The sequence below is a fragment of the Paraburkholderia sediminicola genome, from assembly GCF_046026895.1.
Lineage (GTDB): Bacteria > Pseudomonadota > Gammaproteobacteria > Burkholderiales > Burkholderiaceae > Paraburkholderia > Paraburkholderia sediminicola_C.
Genome location: NZ_JAQQEU010000001.1, coordinates 316,916 through 335,026, shown reverse-complemented (window position 1 = coordinate 335,026; position 18,111 = coordinate 316,916). Strand labels below are relative to the sequence as shown.

The following is an 18,111-nucleotide window of genomic DNA, read 5'->3' as shown; positions in this document are numbered from 1 at the left end:
AGGACCGGTGAAATGGAAAAATGGCTGGTGATATTGGGCATCTGGGCGATGTGCGCGGCCTGTGCAGTGCTGTTCATTCGAGGCGCGACGGGGGCCTCGAACCGGCGCTCGGCCGAGGAGGAACGCGCACGTGCGGCATCGCGTGCATCGCCAGGCGACACGCGGACCGCGTTGAACGACTGAACGGCTGAGCGGCTGAGCAACGCACGTCGCAGTTTCGGCGGGGGTTCGGGATTGGGATGGCGCGCCATGCTCCGCTGAGCATGGAAGGGGAAACGTGCGGCCCGGCTTCTCGCAGGGCACACGGTGAGCGCGTGTGTCAGCGCGGCAATAGCGCCTCGAACCGCGCGCAGACATCACCCGGCGACACGAGCTGGTCATGCAGCCGGCACAGCCGGCTGTCCGCGACGCTCGCGCCGAATCCGGAGCTGAAAGCCGTGAGGCCTGGCACGCTCTGCTCCAACGAATCTCTGTCTTCCGCGCGATACCGGCAGCTTGCGCAGCGCGGTGCGCAAGCTTCGTCGCGCGCGTCCGCCGTGCTGGCGGCTCGTCCGGCCGCGTGAGTCACGAGCCATGCCCCAGACTGTTCCAATAAGCCGCGAACACATGCGCGGACAGCGCGTAGCCGATCGCGATATTGACCACCACACCCGCCGTGAACGCGAGGAACGGCTTCAGGCCGGTGGCCGTGAGCGAGCGCAAGCGCGTGGTCAAGCCGATGCTGAGGAAGCAGAACGTGAACGCCCACGTGCGCAGCACGGTGATCGGCGCGACGAATTCGGGCGTGACGATCTTGCGGTAATCGGCCAGCGAATAGTGGCTGGCGATCCATGTCACCAGCGCGGACGCGACGACGAAGCCGATCACGAATTTCGGAAAGCGCGTCCAGATCTCCGCGGCATTCGCCCTCGCTTTTACACCGCTATCCTGCGATTCCCAGCGCGTCGTCGCGACGATCGCCAGCACAAACGCCCAGATGCCGATCCAGATGTCGCGGCCGACCACCTTCATCAGCGTGAACGCTTGCAGCGACGCCTCCGGCGAGCCGGCAATCGCGCCGCCCGCGTGCCTTGCGAAATCGCCATAGGCTTGTGCTGCCGCAATGCCGGCGGCGTCGGCGAATTCGGAGGTGCCGATCCACGCGCCGGCGACCGCCGTCGACAATCCGAGCGAGCGCGACGCGAACGGCAATACGAAGATCATCACGATCGCCCAGAGGACCACCAACGTGATCGCCACCGACGCCTGTTCGCGTTTGGCCCGCACCGCGCCGGCAATCGCGATCGCTGCCGACACGCCACACACGGCGCCACCCACGCCGAGCACGGCGGCGAAACGTCGGTCGAGGCCGAACGCTGTGGCGGCGAAGAAAATCACGAAGAACGTCACGAGCGACACGATGGTCGCCTGCGCGACCGCCACCGGTCCGGCCCACACCAGCAGAGTGAACGGCAGCGTCGCCCCGAGCAGCACGATGCCGACCTTGATATAAAACTCGACACGCAACCCCGCCGCGAACCACTCGGGCAACGTGAATACGTTGGAAATCAGCAGGCCCAGCGCCAATGCGACGAGCGGCGGCTCCAGGTTGTACTTCGACGCGTTGACCCATGCGCCCAGCGTGAAAACCAGCGCCGACGCGATGAACAGGATCAGAAAAGCAGCAAGGAATGCGCCGAGACGCTGCTTCAACAGCGCAAGGCTCGCGCCGAAAAGCAGCGCGAACACGACGAACAACCCGACATAGTTGGGCAGATGCCTGCCGAAGTCCTGCGCCGTCTGCGCCACGCTCGACCATTTGGCGGGCGCCACCGCCAGCCACCTGATGCTGCTGCCCGACGCGAACAGCGCCCAGGCGATCACGATCACCAGCAAGCCGACCCACACGGCGAGCCAGTCTTCGGTGAGCAGGAGTCCGCCGCCGTGGGTGCCCTGTCGCCGGGTCGGCGCCGCGCCGCTCGGCACGGTCTGATTGGTGTCGCCCATCGCAAATGCCTCGGGGAAGTTGACGTGCATCGGCGCTGAAATGGGGGGTTTTTGTCTGGGTGAGCGCCGATTCGGCGAATATAGGCGAGCGGCATCGCAAAGCGAAACGACCATTCGCTCTATCAATATGACTCAAAGAAGTAATGCCGCTCGCGGACTGGCAAGCGGCGTCAGATGTCGAGCGGATCGACTTCGAGATTCCAGCGCAGCACGCCTTTCAGGCCTCGCAGCAGCGGCTGCCAGGCACGCAAAGTGGCCTGCAACGCGGCCCGCGATGCGCTTTCGATCAGTAACTGCGCGCGATGCACATGCATCACCTTGACGATGGTCAGCGGCACGGCGTCGTAGACAGTCACGCGCTCGGCGGCCGCGATGCCGGTCAGTTCCGCCGCCGCCTGTTGCAGGAAAGCGAGGGCCGCCTCCAGCGTGCGGCCCTCGGCGCGCAGCAGCGCCTGGTACACGAACGGCGGCAGGTGCGCGTCGCGCCGCTCGGCGAGCGTGGAATTGGCGAAGCCGACGTAGTCGTGGCGACTCAGCGCGTGATACAGCGCGTGGCGCGGATAACGCGTTTGCACCAGCACCTCGCCGGGCAAACCCGCGCGGCCGGCGCGCCCGCTTACCTGCATCAGTTGAGCGAACAGGCGCTCGCTCGCACGGAAGTCGTGGGAGAACAGCGCGGTGTCGGCATTCAGCACGCCAACCAGCGACACCCGCTGGAAGTCGTGGCCCTTCGCGATCATCTGCGTGCCGACAAGAATATCGACCTCGCCTGCGTGGACATCGGAAAAGAGCGCCTGCGCACTGCCCTTGCGGCGCGTGCTGTCGGCGTCGATACGCAGCACGCGGGCGCCGGGCACCGCGCTCGCGAGCGTCTCTTCGACACGCTGCGTGCCGCGCCCCATCGGTGCGATATCGACGTTGCCGCATTCCGGGCACGAGCGCGGAATGCGCGACTCCCAGCCGCAGTGGTGGCAGCGCAGCGCACGCTCCGGCTTGTGCAGCACGACGTAGGCGCTGCAGCGCGGACAACCGGCGACCCAGCCGCATGCGTCGCAGGCAAGTTGCGGCGCGTAGCCGCGGCGGTTCAGGAATACGAGGCTTTGCTCGCCGCGCTCGACGCGCGCCTTCAGCGCGGCGATCAACGGGCCCGACAGACCTTCCACCGACGCCCGCCCGCGCCGGCGCTCCTCTTCCAGATCGATCAGCTTCACGGTCGGCAGCACCGCGTCGGCGACCGCCCGGCGCGACAGGGTGAGGCGCTTGTAGCGCCCCTGGTCGGCCTGCCACCAGCTTTCCAACGACGGCGTCGCCGAGCCGAGCACGACGGGCAAACCCAGTTGCTTCGCGCGATAAATCGCCAGATCGCGCGCGGAATAGCGCAAGCCTTCTTGCTGCTTGTAGGCTGGATCGTGCTCCTCGTCGACGACGATGATCGCGAGCCTCGGCAGTGACGCCAGCACCGCGAGGCGCGTGCCGAGCACGATGCGGGCGCGGCCGGAGTGGGCGGCGAACCAGTTGCGGGCCCGTTCGCCCTCCGCGAGACCGCTGTGCAGCGTGACGATCGACGTGCCGTCCAGCGCGGCGAAGCGTGCGCGGAAGGCCGCCTCGAATTGCGGCGTCAGATTGATTTCGGGCACGAGGACGAGCGCCTGCGCGTCGGGCTTTGCGGACAGAATCTCCGCGAGCGCGCGGAGATACACCTCGGTCTTGCCGCTGCCCGTCACCCCGTGCAGCAGGAACGGCGCGAACCCGTCCGCGTCGCGGATCGCCTCGACGGCGGCCGCCTGCTCGCCGGTGAGCGTGGGCAGCGCGGGCGGGGGGGTGTCCGGCGACGGCGGGGCGGCAAGCACCGCGGCGGCTTCAATGACGTCCAGCGCGACCCAGCCTTGCGCGCGCCACGCGTCGAGGCTTGCAAGCGCTTTGGGGTGCAGCGCGCGGGCGTCGGTAGCCAGCAGGAAGTCGGTCTCGGCCAATGCATGCGCCAACTTTCTCAACGCGCCCGCGCGGACGGGCAGCGCGGCGGGCAGCGCCTGCCGGCCCTCGGGCGTGAGGCTATAGCGCTCTTCCGGCGCAAACAGGCGCGACCAGCGCGACGCATCGCGCAACGCTTGTGGCAATGCGGGCAGCGCGACTTCGCCGAGACCACGTTGATAGTAGTCCGCGGCGAATGCGGCCAATTTCAGCCATTCCTTCGATACCGGCGGGCAGGCCGTGCAGACGCTGATCGCCGAGCGCAGCCGCTCGGCAGGCACGTCACTGTGAGCGGTCACTTCGCAGACGAGCCCCACCACATGCCGCTTGCCGAACGGTACGCTGACGAGCATGCCCGGCGCCGCCGGGTCGGGTGCGTCGTAACGGTAGTCGAACAGTGTCGGCAGCGGATGATCCAGCGCGACACGGACAAATGCTTCACTCACGCGGCAGAGGAAAGCGGAAGGGCCAGCGCGACGCGACGCTGCACCGTGATGAACATTGAGTCGACGACGCGGCGCTCGAAGTTAAAGTAAAACTTCAATAACGGCGCTAAGTTTTGGATTCGGCTGAAGAATTGCACTCGGTCCGCTGGCCTGTGGATAACTTTGTTAAGAACTTTGTTCCGATGGGCCGCAAACCGCGCCGCAGCGGCCTTCTGTGGGCTTCCGCACATTTCCCCCGGAAGCCGCCAAACCCTTGCCAGACAAGGCTTAGATCAGATGCGTCGGCACTGTGCAAGGGTCAGGACACGACTAGAGGCTCTACCGCGCCGCAGCGTGACGAATGTGCATAAGTCAAGCCTTGACATTCGCGGGAGGGCCATCTGACGGCCCATTGACTGCAAATTTCCCCTTAGGCCGAGAGCCCACTTCGCCGCATTGCAACAAAAACTGGTAACGATTACGGCTTCATGCCGGTGCATGAGCGCCGCTGCGAATCGCGCGGCTATGGCGATGGACTTCGTCGACCAGTTCGGCAACGTTCTCCGGCGGCGTGAACTGCGAAATACCGTGCCCGAGATTGAAGACGTGCCCAGGATGATTGCCGAAGCTGTCGAGCACCGCGCGCGCTTCCATCCGAATCGAAGCCGGCGGCGCAAACAGCACCGACGGGTCGACATTGCCTTGGAGCGCCACCTTGCCGCCGACCCGCTCGCGGGCCTTGCGCAAATTCACCGTCCAGTCGAGGCCGACCGCATCGACGCCGGTCTCGGCGATCTCGTCGAGCCATAGGCCGCCGCCCTTCGTAAAGGTGATCACGGGGATCTTCTCGCCGTCGTGATCGCGCTTCAACTGGCTCACTACCTGCTGGATGTACTGCAGCGAAAAACGTTGATAGACGCCGTCCGCCAGCGCCCCGCCCCACGTGTCGAAAATCATCACCGTTTGCGCGCCGGCTTCGATCTGCGCGTTCAGGTAGGCCGCGACCGACCGGGCATTGACGTCCAGAATGCGGTGCATCAGGTCCGGACGCGCGTAGAGCATCGACTTGACGGTGCGGAAATCCGCCGAACCGCCGCCTTCGACCATGTAGCACGCCAACGTCCACGGGCTGCCCGAAAAGCCGATCAGCGGCACGCGCTGACGACCTTGCGCGTCCGTGAGCGCAGTGCGGATTTCGCGCACCGCGTCGGTCACGTAACGCAGCGTCGCGTCGATGTCCGGCACCGCCAGGCGCGCGACGTCCTCTTCCGTGCGCACCGGGCGCACGAATTTCGGCCCCTCGCCTGTGACGAACTCGAGTCCCAAGCCCATCGCATCGGGCACGGTCAAGATGTCGGAGAACAGGATTGCGGCGTCGAGCGGATAGCGCTCGAGCGGCTGCAGCGTGACTTCCGTCGCGAACGCCGGGCTCTTCGCGAGGCCCAGGAAACTCCCCGCGCGACCCCGCGTGGCGTTGTATTCCGGCAAGTAGCGGCCGGCCTGCCGCATCAGCCAGATCGGTGTGTAGTCGGTCGGCTGGCGCAGCAGCGCGCGCAGGAAAGTGTCGTTCAGGAGTTTATGGGCCACGGTGCGTACGACTGAGGGCAAAAAAGCATTTTACCCGGAGCCGGCTCGCCGCATCGCACCTGATGCGGTCGATAACCGTTGCGCGAACGGCTTGCGGACGGTATTTCAGTGCCGATTGCGGTGCGCAGACCTGGCTGAATGGCCGATGTTCAAGGCGGCCTTGCCGGGCTACTATCGCACCGTCTTAACAGGCAATTACATACAAACAACAAGGAGACTCAATGAACAAACCAGCACTCGCAATCCTCGGCGCGCTCACCGGCGTTTTGATGTACGCAGGCGTAGCTGGTGCGGAGACCACCGCCGCCGTGCCTTCGCAGCTCGATGAAATTCTCAGCCGGGGCACGCTGCGCGCCTGCACGACCGGCGACTACAAGCCCTATTCGTTCCATAAAGGTGACGGCCAGTTCGAGGGCATCGATGTCGACATGACGGAGTCGCTCGCCAAATCGCTTGGGGTGAAAGCGGAGTTCGTTAAAACGTCGTGGTCGAACCTGATGAACGACTTCGTCGAGAAATGCGATATCGGCGTGGGCGGCGTATCACCTACGCTCGAGCGGCAAAAGCGCGCGTTCTTCACGCAGGCTTATATGATCGACGGCAAAACGCCGATCGTTCGATGCGACGACCTGAACAAATATCAGACGGTCGCCCAGATCGACCAGCCGGCGACACGGGTGATCGTCAATCCGGGTGGCACCAACGAGCGTTTCGCGAAGCAGTACTTTCCGCACGCAAACGTGACCGTCTATCCGGACAACGTGACGATCTTCAAGCAGATCCTGGCCGGCAAGGCAGACGTGATGGTGACGGACGCATCGGAAACCCTGTTGCAGCAAAAGCTGAATCCAGGCCTCTGCTCCGTGCATCCGGACAAACCGTTCCAGTACGGCGAGAAGGCCTGGCTGGTGCCGCGCGGCGATGTCGCGTTCCAGCAATACGTCGACCAGTGGTTGCACCTCGCGCGCGCGTCTGGCGAATATCAGGCTATTTCGGATAAATGGCTTAAATAAGGTTTTTGTAAGCCGGGCCGCCTGTGTTGGTTTTATCGGCAAGACACAGGCCGCTTATCAGGCCAGCAGACTTTCCTCGTGCCGCCCGACATGTAACTGAATCCTCAGCTTTTAAGAAAAAACTGAACATGCGGCGAAACATGATGCCGGCCAATCAGCCCCATTTGCTGGAGAGTCCAAACCAGTGAAAAATGCTGCGGCGCAGCACGTCAATCTCACTACGTAAAAGGGGAATCTCAAGCGCCCGGGAAACTCGTGTAACAAGGCGATTGATCTCAAAAAAGCTGCGTGCACAACTATTTGATGCGGAATCAACTGAACGGATTATTCCGCGATATGCATCACGATTAGCATCAATCACGCGTATCAAATTGCGCATCAGTCATGGGTAAAAATTACTTTTGAAGCGATTTGATTTGGCAATAAATCCCGGCGCGCCTTATCTGGCGGGCGTTACAACCTGAAACACTTTGTTACCGCGCGGCCAGATTAATTCGCCCACAATGCCCTCAACGGTTTCAACACGGATGTGGCTGGGTGCGTGGTGTGAGCGGATACGATGCACTTGCCGGTCGGCGTATGCCGAAGCCCTGTGAAGGGGCATCCCTGCTGGGGCCGTAATCGGCGCAGGGTCGCCGTTTAAGTCGGTTCCTACTTTGGTCTCCTCGCGCTAACCCCGTAGCGTGTGGTTTTTAGCGGGCTCCAGGCCCGCTTTTTTTTCGTCTGTCAAACGTTTGCGCGGTGCGATTTCGCCACGTAATGCACATTCGCGGCTTTTCCCGCGAGTTGTTCTGCAAATGGATTGGGTTTACCTGTCTTTTTCTTTACGCCGGCCGGTCGTCGACCTATTGCCAGCGCGGCGCCGCAATGGCGTCACGCCGTCTTGTCTTCCTTCAGTTTCAATTCGCTAATCATCCGCTCGCGCATGACGAATTTCTGCACTTTGCCGGTCACTGTCATCGGCAATTCATCGACGAAACGGATGTACTTCGGCACTTTGTAGTGCGCGATCTGCCCCTGGCAGAATTGCCGGATCTCTTCGGCTGTTGCCTGCTCGCCCGCGCGCAGCACGACCCACGCACAGACCTCCTCGCCGTACTTGGCGTCAGGCACGCCGAACACCTGCACGCTCTGGATCTTCGGGTGTCGGAACAGAAACTCTTCGATCTCGCGCGGATAGATGTTTTCGCCGCCTCGAATCAGCATGTCCTTCAGCCGGCCGGCGATATTGCAGTAACCCGCGGCATCGAGCGTCGCCAGATCACCCGTGTGCATCCAGCCGTCGACGATGCTCTCGCGCGTCTTCGCCTCATCGTCCCAATAACCCTGCATCACCGAGTAGCCTCGCGTGCACAGCTCGCCGGTTTCGCCGACCGGCACGATCTGGCCTAGCGGATCGACGATCTTCACCTCCAGATGCGGCTGGATGCGGCCCACTGTCGTGGTGCGCTTGTCGAGCGGGTCGGTGGTGGAGCTCTGGAACGACACGGGGCTGGTCTCCGTCATGCCGTAAGCGATGGTGATTTCGCTCAAATGCATCTTCGAGACGACCTTCTTCATCGTCTCGATCGGGCATGGCGAGCCCGCCATGATGCCCGTGCGCAGATGCGAAAAATCATAGCTGGCGAACTCCGGATGATCGAGTTCGGCGATGAACATGGTCGGCACGCCATGCAACGCAGTGCACTTTTCTTCGGCAGCCGCGGCAAGGGTCGCGGCCGGCTCGAAGCCCTCGCCCGGAAACACCATGTTCGCGCCGACCGACACGCACGCCAGCACCGCCAATACCATCCCGAAACAGTGGTACAGCGGGACGGGAATACACAAGCCGTCCTGTTCGGTCAGCCGCATCGCCATCGCGATGTAACGCGCGTTGTTCACAACATTGCTGTGGGTCAGCGTCGCGCCTTTCGGATTGCCGGTCGTGCCGCTGGTGAACTGGATATTGATCGGCTCATGGCACGTCAGCGTAGCGCCGAGGGCGTCGAGCTGCGCGGCGTCGCGTGCTGAACGCCCCCGTTTGATCAGCTCGGAGAAGCTCATCATGCCAGGCGTTTCGGTGTCGCACATGCGGATCACGTAGCGCAAATCAGGCAGCCTGGCGGCGTGAAGATCGCCTGGCGCTTGCGTGGCCAGTTCCGGCGCGAGCTCCTGCAGCATCTCCAGGTACATCGACGTCTTGAAACGCTCGGCGGCGATGATCGCCTTGCAGCCAACCTTGTTCAACGCGTATTCGAGTTCCGCGAGCCGATACGCCGGATTGATATTGACGAGCACGGCGCCGATGCGCGCAGTCGCGAATTGGGTTAGCAACCACTCGACCCGGTTCGGCGACCAGATGCCGACGCGGTCTCCTTTCGCGATGCCGAGTGTGAGGAGCCCCGACGCCAACTCGTCGACTTCGTCAGCGAACTCCTTCCAAGTCCAGCGAATGCGCTGCTCGCGAAACACTACGGCCGGGCGATCCGGAAAACGCTCCACGGTATGGCGCAGAAACTGACCGACTGTCGCTTCGCTCAACGGAATCTCAGTCGACCCGCGCACGTACGAGAGGCCGTCTTTGGGTTCGATGAGTGCACCTTCGCCTGACACTTGCGTTGCCATGGTGTTGTCTCCGTGAGCGGAAGGTCGCTCTATTGAAATGATTTGAAATGGATTGTGCCACCGGCGTATATACGTGCGGCATCAAGTCTTACCCGCAGCCCATCGTGCGGTCCTCGTGGCCGGCTGCCAATCCGTTCGATCTCGTCATTTTTCTGGCCTTTCCGTAAACGTCAACTCAAGATCAAAAAAAAGCAGCCACGAAGGCTGCTTTTTCTCTGATACATACTGCCTAATTCTGACCGCGTAGCTTGCGCAGACGCTGAATCGCCGCGAGTTGGGCCGTCGCATACGCCAGTTCCGCTTGCGCGGTTGCGTATTCGAGGTTCGAGCCCGTGTTCTGCAGCGCTTCTTCCGCACGCTTGCGTGCATCTTCGGCCTTGGCTTCGTCGAGATCCTTGCCGCGAATCGCGGTGTCGGCGAGAACCGTCACAGCGCCCGGCTGAATTTCGAGGATGCCGCCGGCGACGAACACAAACTCTTCTTCGCCGTTTTCAGCTTCGATGCGCACCGCACCCGGACGAATCCGCGTGATGAGCGGCGTGTGTCCCGGCAGAATGCCGAGTTCACCTGCTTCGCCCGGCAGCGCGACGAACTTCGCCTGGCCCGAGAAGATCTGCTCTTCCGCGCTGACGACGTCTACTTTAATGGTTGCCATAAGTGTCGACTCCTGTCGACGAGAATTAGCGCTTTAGCGCTTACTCTCGTCCCATGCAAGGCGGGGTTGAGCGTAGTAAGAGGCGCCGGCTTTGCCCAGTGCTACTGTACGGTTTGCGTAGTCTGATGCGCGAGCCCGCGCCCGCTTCGTTACACCCGACCTTTACTGGATCTTCTTGGCCTTTTCGAAGGCTTCGTCGATCGTGCCGACCATGTAGAACGCTTGTTCCGGCAGGTGGTCGCACTCGCCTTCAACGATCATCCTGAAGCCACGGATTGTTTCCTTCAGCGGCACGTACTTGCCCGGCGAGCCCGTGAACACTTCAGCGACGTGGAACGGCTGTGACAGGAAACGCTGGATCTTACGAGCGCGCGCGACGGCGAGCTTGTCTTCCGGCGCCAGTTCGTCCATACCCAGAATCGCGATAATGTCGCGCAGTTCCTTGTAGCGCTGCAGCGTTTGCTGCACGCCGCGCGTGATCGTGTAGTGCTCTTCGCCGATCACATGCGGGTCGATCTGACGCGAGGTCGAATCGAGCGGGTCGACTGCCGGGTAGATACCCAGCGAAGCGATGTCACGCGACAACACGACCGTTGCGTCCAGGTGGCCGAAGGTCGTAGCCGGCGACGGGTCGGTCAAGTCATCTGCAGGGACGTACACGGCCTGAACCGACGTGATCGAGCCGGTTTTGGTCGACGTAATACGCTCTTGCAGCTTACCCATTTCTTCAGCCAGCGTCGGCTGATAGCCCACTGCCGACGGCATACGGCCCAGCAGTGCCGACACTTCGGTACCGGCCAGCGTGAAACGGTAGATGTTGTCGACGAAGAACAGCACGTCGAGGCCTTCGTCACGGAAGTGCTCAGCCATCGTCAGGCCGGTCAGCGCGACGCGCAGACGGTTGCCCGGCGGCTCGTTCATCTGGCCGTACACCAGCGCGACCTTGTCGAGAACGTTCGAGTCCTTCATTTCGTGATAGAAGTCGTTCCCTTCACGGGTACGCTCGCCAACACCGGCGAACACGGAGTAACCACCGTGTTCCTTAGCGATGTTGTTGATCAGTTCCATCATGTTCACGGTCTTGCCCACGCCGGCGCCACCGAACAGACCCACCTTGCCGCCCTTCGCGAACGGGCAGATCAGGTCGATCACCTTGATGCCGGTTTCAAGCAGTTCGGTCGACGGCGACAGTTGGTCGAACGCCGGAGCCTTCTGGTGAATGCCGCGAACCACGTCCGAGTTGATCGGACCGGCTTCGTCGATCGGGCGACCCAGCACGTCCATGATCCGGCCCAGAGTCGGCTTGCCGACCGGCACGCTGATCGGGTTGCCCGTGTTCTTCACGACCGTGCCGCGACGCAGGCCGTCCGATGCACCCAGACAGATGGTACGGACGACGCCGTCGCCCAGCTGTTGCTGGACTTCGAGGGTCAATTCCGAACCTTCGAGAATGAGCGCGTCGTAAATCTTCGGCATGTCCGAACGCGGGAATTCCACGTCGATCACCGCGCCGATGCACTGTACGATCTTGCCTTCTACCAAAGCAGTAGTACTCATCGCTTTTCCTTTAGATACTCAATTCTTCACTCGCGCAAAGGCGCAGTTTCGGTGGGGTCGCCTAGACGGGTGCGCCTCACGGGCGCACACGTGGCGGCATGACTGACCGTCAGGGTCAGACTGCCGCCGCGCCACCGACGATTTCCGACAGTTCCTTCGTGATCGCGGCCTGACGGCTCTTGTTGTACACGAGCTGCAGTTCGTTGATGACCTGCTTCGCGTTGTCCGAAGCGGCCTTCATCGCGACCATCCGGGCCGACTGCTCGGATGCCATGTTTTCCGCGACGGCCTGATAGACCAGCGCTTCGACATAACGCACCAGCAGTTCGTCCACCACTGCCTGCGCATCCGGCTCGTAGATGTAGTCCCACTGCGTGCTCGGCGTCGTGCCGTCGTCTTCCTTGCGCTCGAACTGGTCCGCCGACAGCGGCAGCAGTTGCTCGATCACCGGCTCCTGCTTCATCGTGTTGACGAAGCGCGTGTACGCCAGGTACACCGCCGAAACCTTGCCTTCCGAGTACAGGTCGAGTTGCACCTTCACCGCGCCGATCAGCCTTTCCAGATGCGGCGTATCGCCCAGTTGCACGACGTTCGACACCACCTTGGCGCGCAGACGGTTCAGGAAACCCAGACCCCTGGTGCCGATCGCGGTTGCTTCGATCGACTTGCCCTGGCCTTCGAGTTCCTTGAACTTCTGTGTCGACGCACGCAGCACGTTGGTGTTCATACCGCCGCACAGACCCTTGTCGGTCGTGACGAGGATGATGCCGGCCGCCTTCGCGCCTTCGTTCGCCACCATGAACGGGTGACGATACTCGGGGTTCGCACGGCTCATGTGCGCAGCGATGTCGCGGACCTTGTCGGCATACGGGCGAGCAGCGCGCATGCGCTCCTGAGCGCGGCGCATCTTCGATGCCGCCACCATCTCCATCGCTTTCGTGATCTTGCGCGTGTTTTGCACGCTCTTGATCTTGCCGCGAATTTCCTTCATTCCAGCCATTGCTTGCTCCTTGTCGGCCCGAGTTAGCGCTTTAGCGCTTACTCGGGTCCCATGCAAAGCGATCGAAGCGGCACGGGGGCATTCACATGCGGCCCGCGCCGCTTCAAGGTCCGTTTATGCCTTGCGGATCACTCGCGGATCAATAAGCGCCGGACTTCTTGAAGTCTTTGAGGACCGTGTGCAGCAGGCCTTCGTCGTCCTTCGAGAGTTCCTTGGTATCTTCGATGCGCTTGACCAGGTCAGCGTGACTCGACTTCAGGTGTTCGCGCAGGCCCTTTTCGAACGGCAGGACTTGCGAGACTTCGAGGTCGTCGAGGTAGCCGTTGTTCGCTGCGAACAGCGAGACCGCCAGTTCCCACACTTGCAGCGGCTGATATTGCGGCTGCTTCAGCAGTTCCGTCACGCGGCGGCCGCGCTCCAGCTGCTTGCGGGTCGCTTCGTCGAGATCCGATGCGAACTGCGCGAATGCAGCCAGTTCACGGTACTGCGCGAGGTCGGTACGGATACCGCCCGACAGCTTTTTCACGACCTTCGTCTGAGCCGCACCACCAACGCGCGACACCGACACGCCGGCGTTAATTGCCGGGCGGATACCTGCGTTGAAGAGGTCGGTTTCCAGGAAGATCTGGCCGTCGGTAATCGAGATCACGTTCGTCGGAACGAATGCGGTCACGTCGCCTGCTTGCGTTTCAATGACCGGCAGCGCCGTCAGCGAACCGCTCTTGCCCTTCACCTCGCCGTTCGTGAACTTCTCGACGTAGTCTTCCGAGACGCGAGCAGCACGTTCCAGCAGACGCGAGTGCAGATAGAACACGTCGCCCGGGTAAGCTTCACGGCCCGGCGGGCGGCGCAGCAGCAGCGAGATCTGACGGTATGCCCAAGCCTGCTTGGTCAAGTCGTCATAAACGATCAGCGCGTCCTGACCGCGGTCGCGGAAGTATTCGCCCATCGAGCAGCCGGCGTACGGTGCGAGGTATTGCATCGCAGCCGAGTCCGAAGCCGAAGCGGCCACGACGATCGTGTATTCCAGCGCGCCGGTTTCTTCCAGCTTGCGCACCACGTTCATGATCGACGAAGCCTTCTGGCCGATCGCGACGTAGATACAGAAGAGGTTCTTGCCCTTCTGGTTGATGATCGCGTCGACTGCAACTGCGGTCTTGCCGCACTGACGGTCGCCGATGATCAGCTCACGCTGGCCGCGGCCGATCGGCACCATCGCGTCGATCGACTTCAGACCGGTCTGGACCGGCTCCGAAACCGACTTACGCCAGATTACGCCCGGCGCAATCTTTTCGATGGCGTCGGTCTTCTTCGCGTTGATCGGGCCCTTGCCATCGATCGGGTTGCCGAGTGTGTCGACCACGCGGCCGAGCAGTTCCGGGCCCACCGGCACTTCCAGAATGCGGCCCGTCGTCTTGACGATGTCGCCTTCCGAAATGTGTTCGTACTCACCCAGAATCACGGCGCCGACCGAGTCGCGCTCGAGGTTCAGTGCGAGACCGAAGGTGTTGCCCGGGAATTCGAGCATTTCGCCCTGCATCACTTCCGACAGGCCGTGGATACGCACGATACCGTCGGTCACGGAGATCACGGTGCCCTGGTTGCGAACGTCTGCGCTCGCTTCAAGGCCCTGGATCCGGCTCTTGATCAGCTCACTGATCTCAGAGGGATTGAGTTGCATTATTCGCTCCTGATAGTCAATTCTGTTGCGTGCCAGCCGCTTCAGCGCCGTCGGCGCTTCAGGCCGTCAGAGCCGTTTGCATGCTGGCAAGCCGCGCGCGGACCGAGGTATCGAGCACTTCATCGCCGACCGTCACGCGCACGCCGCCGATCAACGACGAGTCGACTTCGACCGTCGGCTTCAGCTTGCGTTTGAACTTGCGTTCGAGACTTGCGACGAGTTCGTTCAACTGCGCGCCTTCGAGCGGGAATGCGCTGACGATCAGCACATCGGCCGCCCCTTCGCGGGCGTTCTTCAACTCTTCGAACTGCACGGCGATTTCCGGCAGCAATTGCAGGCGATGGTTGTCCACCAGCATTTGCACCAGATTCTTCGCTTGCGCGTTGTCCTTGAGCGGCGACTTGACCGCGGCCAGCAGCAGTTCGCTGACCTGGGCGCGGCTTACTTTCGGGCTCGAGGAGATCGACAGCACTTCGGGCAGACGCGCAACCTGTGCCAGCTCCTGCACGAGCGTGGACCAGGCGGCGGTGTCACCAGCTTCGGCCACGCCAAACAGCGCTTCTGCGTACGGACGGGCGATGGTTGCAAGTTCGGCCATGATCAGAGCTCGGCTTTCAGTTGATTCAGCAGGTCAGCGTGGACTGCCTGGTCGACTTCGCGCTTCAGGATCTGCTCAGCGCCTTTCACAGCAAGTGCAGCGACTTCGCCGCGCAGCGTTTCGCGCGCCTTCACGACTTGCTGGTCCGCGTCGGCCTTCGCCTGCGCGATGATGCGAGCGGCTTCAGCTTGTGCCTGAGCCTTGATTTCGTCAGCGACTGCCACAGCGCGCTTTTCCGCGTCGGCGATACGTTGCTGGCCGTCATTGCGTGCCTGGGCAAGTTCCTGGTCGACGCGCTTGTGAGCGGCTTCGAGTTCTTGTTTGCCCTTTTCGGCAGCCGACAAACCGTCAGCAATCTTCTTCGAGCGCTCGTCGAGGGCGTTGATCAACGGCGGCCACACGAACTTCATCGTGAACCACGCGAGGATCAGGAACACGACCATTTGCGCAAACAGGGTTGCGTTGAGATTCACGGTGTTTCCTTAAACATTGCTAGTTCGGAAAGTGAAACGGCAAGGCGCTCATCGATTCTGTATTCGATCAGCGCCCAAGTGCCCGTTCCGCCCTGCGCCTTTTAACAGTTATAGCTCAGGCGCAAACTTCCGAGGAACCTCAGCCTGCCAGCTTCGACAGCAGCGGGTTCGCGAACGCAAACAGCATTGCCACACCAACGCCAATCAGGAACGCCGCGTCGATCAGACCAGCCAGCAGGAACATCTTGGTTTGCAGCGGGTTCATCAGTTCCGGCTGACGAGCACATGCTTCGATGTACTTGCCGCCCATCAGGCCGATACCGATACAGGCGCCGATTGCACCCAGGCCGATGATGATGCCGATACCGATGGCGGTCAGACCCTGGATGTTGGCGATGAAAGCTTGCATGATCACTCCTTTGTGAAAAGTCTTTTAGAACTGGTTGGAACTGGGATTTAAAAACTAAAGCGATTCTTTTTGACGGCGCAGTTTAGTGCGTGTCGTGTGCCTGGCCGATGTACACCAGCGTCAGCATCATGAAAATGAACGCCTGCAGCAGAACGATCAGGATGTGGAAGATTGACCACACTGTGCCGGCGATCACGTGGCCGATGAAGCCAAGCACCGTCGTGTCCGCGCCGAAGCTCCAGATGCTGCCGAGCAGGGCAATCAGCAGGAACAACAGTTCGCCCGCGTACATGTTGCCGAACAGCCGCATGCCGAGCGAGACCGTCTTCGCGACGAACTCGATGATGTTCAGTGCAAGGTTCGGGATCCACAGGAGCGGATGCGCGCCGAACGGAGCGGACAGCAGTTCATGCACGAAGCCGCCGGCGCCCTTGATCTTGAAGTTGTAGTAAATCATCAGCGCGAACACACCGAGGGCGATGCCGAGCGTGCCATTCAGGTCGGCGGTCGGCACGATGCGGTGGTGCGGGATGGCTTCGGACAGACCCAGCCAGCCGATCACGTGGCCCGGCAGGTCGACAGGGATAAAGTCGAGCGAGTTCATCAGCGCGACCCAGACGAACACGGTCAGGGCCAGCGGTGCGATGAAAGTGCGCGTACCGTGGATCATCGACTTCGATTGATCCTCGACCATCTCGACCAGCATTTCGATCGCGCATTGGAAACGGCCCGGCACGCCGGACGTTGCCTTGCGGGCAGCGAGATGAAGAATGAAGATGGTGGCCAGACCGCAAACGATCGACCAGAAGAGGGTGTCCAGATTCCACACGTGGATGTCGAAAATCGACGTCTGGTGCGCGGTGGAAAAGTTCTGCAAGTGGTGCGCGATGTACTCGGACGGATCCATTGCGCGCGTGCCTTCGCTAGCTGCCATATCGTTAAAGCCACCCAAATTGTCGAAAATCGTCTTAGGCCGCACCCGCAGCAATGCCGTATCGCGGGAACACGCCGGGTGCGGACCGTGTCGTATCCGCACACCTGTCGCCGGCGCGCTGCGCGCCAGCCTGAATTTTGTGCTGCTACTGTGTTACTGCTACCTTAACGCCACGCGAGGGCGATCCAGTAGGTCTTGAGCGCAATAAGGTAGGTTACGAGCAGCGGAACCCAGCGTACGTCGTGATACCAGAAGGCGATGGCTACAAACATCGCGATCGTCGTCCCCATCTTGAGCGCTTCGCCGATCATCCAGCTCATCACTGTCTCAGCGCCGCTCAACGTTCTGAGGCGCGCCGCAAACAACGCACCCGGTATCCAGCAAATCGCCCCACCCAGGAACGCGGACAGCGCAGCAGCGCCCGGCGGCTTGTAAAACAGCCACCACAACAGCGTAGCACCCAGGGACAAAACCATTTGCGCCGCCACGACCTTGAAAGGCGTAACGCGCGATGGACGACTCACGCCCGGACCAAACAGCTTTTCGGCTTCAGCCCGCGTGAGCGGAACGATATTGTTATCTTCTTGCTCGGCGTCCCACGCCTCGTGTGCAACTTGCTGACCGTTGGACGCGTCGGAAACAGAGCGTTCAACGCGGTGCCCGTCGCGCCCATGCTTCGGCGCTTGATTCGACGTTTTGACCGCCATTGCAGTGTTCCGAAAGTCTTTGTTCAGCTCGCTGAGCTTACGCTGCGATTACGGGGGTGCGGTGCAATTAAATCGGGGCGATTGTAAGCGATAGTTGCAGGCAATTCAAGACTTTAGGCCGTTCGATAACCGGCGTGAAAAGCGCCCCCACGATGCGGGAACAGCGGTTTGACGGCGAAAACACGCCGAATGTAAGGTGGCTGGGGGACGGCTAAACGCGCGCTTTGGATCGACTCGGTTTTCACCCGCGAATAGGCCCGCTGGATGTCGTGACAGACGTCTCAAAAATGCAACAAATGCCAAATTTTGCGCGCAGGATTGGACAGGCCCGGCGCCGACGAGTAAACGGCACTGTTGTGGCGGAGGGCGTGCGCCACGACGGGCGGCGCAGTTGCGGCGAAGCTCGTTGTTTGCAGCGGCTGCGCGCGATTAGCTTTGCTGACGGCGGTCGAGTTCGGGCGCACCTTGGGCGACTGCCCCGCTTCGCGCTGTTGACCCACATGACCACGCC

General features: G+C 61.8%; 16 protein-coding genes. 2 read left to right on the top strand and 14 right to left on the bottom strand.

Annotation, left to right across the window (positions count from 1 at the left end):
• Window positions 1–12: 12 nt before the first annotated feature.
• Window positions 13–183: a hypothetical protein gene (locus PQR02_RS01515; RefSeq protein WP_408224379.1), complete on the top strand. Its 171-nt coding sequence runs from the start codon at window positions 13–15 to the stop codon at window positions 181–183.
• A gap of 136 nt (window positions 184–319) precedes the next feature.
• On the opposite strand, the gene PQR02_RS01510 is transcribed toward PQR02_RS01515, so the two are convergent.
• The 4 genes from PQR02_RS01510 to hemE all read right to left on the bottom strand — a co-directional run bounded on the left by PQR02_RS01510 (window position 320) and on the right by hemE (window position 5,969).
• Window positions 320–451 (bottom strand): ACT domain-containing protein, encoded by a 132-nt coding sequence (locus tag PQR02_RS01510; RefSeq protein WP_408224376.1) that lies wholly within the window; start codon window positions 449–451, stop codon window positions 320–322.
• Window positions 452–564: 113 nt separating this feature from the next.
• Window positions 565–1,986 carry a YeiH family protein gene (locus PQR02_RS01505; RefSeq protein WP_408224651.1) on the bottom strand — a complete coding sequence of 474 codons (1,422 nt, stop codon included), beginning with the start codon at window positions 1,984–1,986 and terminating at the stop codon, window positions 565–567.
• 170 nt (window positions 1,987–2,156) lie between these two features.
• Window positions 2,157–4,403 (bottom strand): primosomal protein N', encoded by a 2,247-nt coding sequence (locus PQR02_RS01500; protein ID WP_408224373.1) that lies wholly within the window; start codon window positions 4,401–4,403, stop codon window positions 2,157–2,159.
• 465 nt (window positions 4,404–4,868) lie between these two features.
• The gene (hemE, locus tag PQR02_RS01495; RefSeq protein ID WP_408224370.1) at window positions 4,869–5,969 is read right to left on the bottom strand and encodes a uroporphyrinogen decarboxylase; all 1,101 of its coding nucleotides are present in this window, start codon (window positions 5,967–5,969) and stop codon (window positions 4,869–4,871) included.
• Between the two features lie 221 nt (window positions 5,970–6,190).
• Between hemE and PQR02_RS01490 the strand changes: the two genes are divergently transcribed.
• Window positions 6,191–6,982 carry a transporter substrate-binding domain-containing protein gene (locus PQR02_RS01490; RefSeq protein ID WP_408224367.1) on the top strand — a complete coding sequence of 264 codons (792 nt, stop codon included), beginning with the start codon at window positions 6,191–6,193 and terminating at the stop codon, window positions 6,980–6,982.
• An 873-nt stretch (window positions 6,983–7,855) separates the two neighbouring features.
• Here the strand turns inward: PQR02_RS01490 and PQR02_RS01485 are convergent.
• The 10 genes from PQR02_RS01485 to PQR02_RS01440 form a co-directional block, all read right to left on the bottom strand.
• Window positions 7,856–9,586 (bottom strand): AMP-binding protein, encoded by a 1,731-nt coding sequence (locus tag PQR02_RS01485; RefSeq protein WP_408224364.1) that lies wholly within the window; start codon window positions 9,584–9,586, stop codon window positions 7,856–7,858.
• 229 nt (window positions 9,587–9,815) lie between these two features.
• Entirely contained in the window at window positions 9,816–10,241 is a 426-nt protein-coding gene (locus PQR02_RS01480; RefSeq protein ID WP_012434800.1) for a F0F1 ATP synthase subunit epsilon, read from the bottom strand.
• Window positions 10,242–10,403: 162 nt separating this feature from the next.
• Window positions 10,404–11,798 carry a F0F1 ATP synthase subunit beta gene (gene atpD / locus PQR02_RS01475; RefSeq protein ID WP_408224361.1) on the bottom strand — a complete coding sequence of 465 codons (1,395 nt, stop codon included), beginning with the start codon at window positions 11,796–11,798 and terminating at the stop codon, window positions 10,404–10,406.
• A gap of 115 nt (window positions 11,799–11,913) precedes the next feature.
• Window positions 11,914–12,798, bottom strand: coding sequence for a F0F1 ATP synthase subunit gamma (gene atpG, locus PQR02_RS01470; protein WP_408224358.1), 885 nt, complete (start codon window positions 12,796–12,798; stop codon window positions 11,914–11,916).
• A 139-nt stretch (window positions 12,799–12,937) separates the two neighbouring features.
• Window positions 12,938–14,479, bottom strand: coding sequence for a F0F1 ATP synthase subunit alpha (gene atpA / locus PQR02_RS01465; protein WP_408224355.1), 1,542 nt, complete (start codon window positions 14,477–14,479; stop codon window positions 12,938–12,940).
• A 58-nt stretch (window positions 14,480–14,537) separates the two neighbouring features.
• Entirely contained in the window at window positions 14,538–15,077 is a 540-nt protein-coding gene (locus PQR02_RS01460; protein ID WP_408224352.1) for a F0F1 ATP synthase subunit delta, read from the bottom strand.
• A 2-nt stretch (window positions 15,078–15,079) separates the two neighbouring features.
• Window positions 15,080–15,550 carry a F0F1 ATP synthase subunit B gene (locus PQR02_RS01455; protein ID WP_408224349.1) on the bottom strand — a complete coding sequence of 157 codons (471 nt, stop codon included), beginning with the start codon at window positions 15,548–15,550 and terminating at the stop codon, window positions 15,080–15,082.
• A 139-nt stretch (window positions 15,551–15,689) separates the two neighbouring features.
• Complete coding sequence (atpE, locus tag PQR02_RS01450; RefSeq protein WP_007180033.1) at window positions 15,690–15,959, bottom strand: F0F1 ATP synthase subunit C; 270 nt, start codon at window positions 15,957–15,959, stop codon at window positions 15,690–15,692.
• An 82-nt stretch (window positions 15,960–16,041) separates the two neighbouring features.
• Window positions 16,042–16,893 (bottom strand): F0F1 ATP synthase subunit A, encoded by an 852-nt coding sequence (atpB, locus tag PQR02_RS01445; protein ID WP_408224345.1) that lies wholly within the window; start codon window positions 16,891–16,893, stop codon window positions 16,042–16,044.
• Between the two features lie 164 nt (window positions 16,894–17,057).
• Complete coding sequence (locus tag PQR02_RS01440; protein WP_408224342.1) at window positions 17,058–17,600, bottom strand: ATP synthase subunit I; 543 nt, start codon at window positions 17,598–17,600, stop codon at window positions 17,058–17,060.
• Window positions 17,601–18,111: the final 511 nt, after the last annotated feature.

What these genes read in the sequence shown, in the direction of transcription:
- PQR02_RS01515 (WP_408224379.1), top strand. Translation starts at nt 13, where the DNA reads ATGGAAAAATGGCTGGTGATATTGGGCATCTGGGCGATGTGCGCGGCC.
- PQR02_RS01505 (WP_408224651.1), bottom strand. Translation starts at nt 1,986, where the DNA reads ATGGGCGACACCAATCAGACCGTGCCGAGCGGCGCGGCGCCGACCCGG.
- PQR02_RS01490 (WP_408224367.1), top strand. Translation starts at nt 6,191, where the DNA reads ATGAACAAACCAGCACTCGCAATCCTCGGCGCGCTCACCGGCGTTTTG.
- PQR02_RS01485 (WP_408224364.1), bottom strand. Translation starts at nt 9,586, where the DNA reads ATGGCAACGCAAGTGTCAGGCGAAGGTGCACTCATCGAACCCAAAGAC.
- PQR02_RS01480 (WP_012434800.1), bottom strand. Translation starts at nt 10,241, where the DNA reads ATGGCAACCATTAAAGTAGACGTCGTCAGCGCGGAAGAGCAGATCTTC.
- atpD (WP_408224361.1), bottom strand. Translation starts at nt 11,798, where the DNA reads ATGAGTACTACTGCTTTGGTAGAAGGCAAGATCGTACAGTGCATCGGC.
- atpG (WP_408224358.1), bottom strand. Translation starts at nt 12,798, where the DNA reads ATGGCTGGAATGAAGGAAATTCGCGGCAAGATCAAGAGCGTGCAAAAC.
- atpA (WP_408224355.1), bottom strand. Translation starts at nt 14,479, where the DNA reads ATGCAACTCAATCCCTCTGAGATCAGTGAGCTGATCAAGAGCCGGATC.
- PQR02_RS01460 (WP_408224352.1), bottom strand. Translation starts at nt 15,077, where the DNA reads ATGGCCGAACTTGCAACCATCGCCCGTCCGTACGCAGAAGCGCTGTTT.
- atpE (WP_007180033.1), bottom strand. Translation starts at nt 15,959, where the DNA reads ATGCAAGCTTTCATCGCCAACATCCAGGGTCTGACCGCCATCGGTATC.
- atpB (WP_408224345.1), bottom strand. Translation starts at nt 16,893, where the DNA reads ATGGCAGCTAGCGAAGGCACGCGCGCAATGGATCCGTCCGAGTACATC.
- PQR02_RS01440 (WP_408224342.1), bottom strand. Translation starts at nt 17,600, where the DNA reads ATGGCGGTCAAAACGTCGAATCAAGCGCCGAAGCATGGGCGCGACGGG.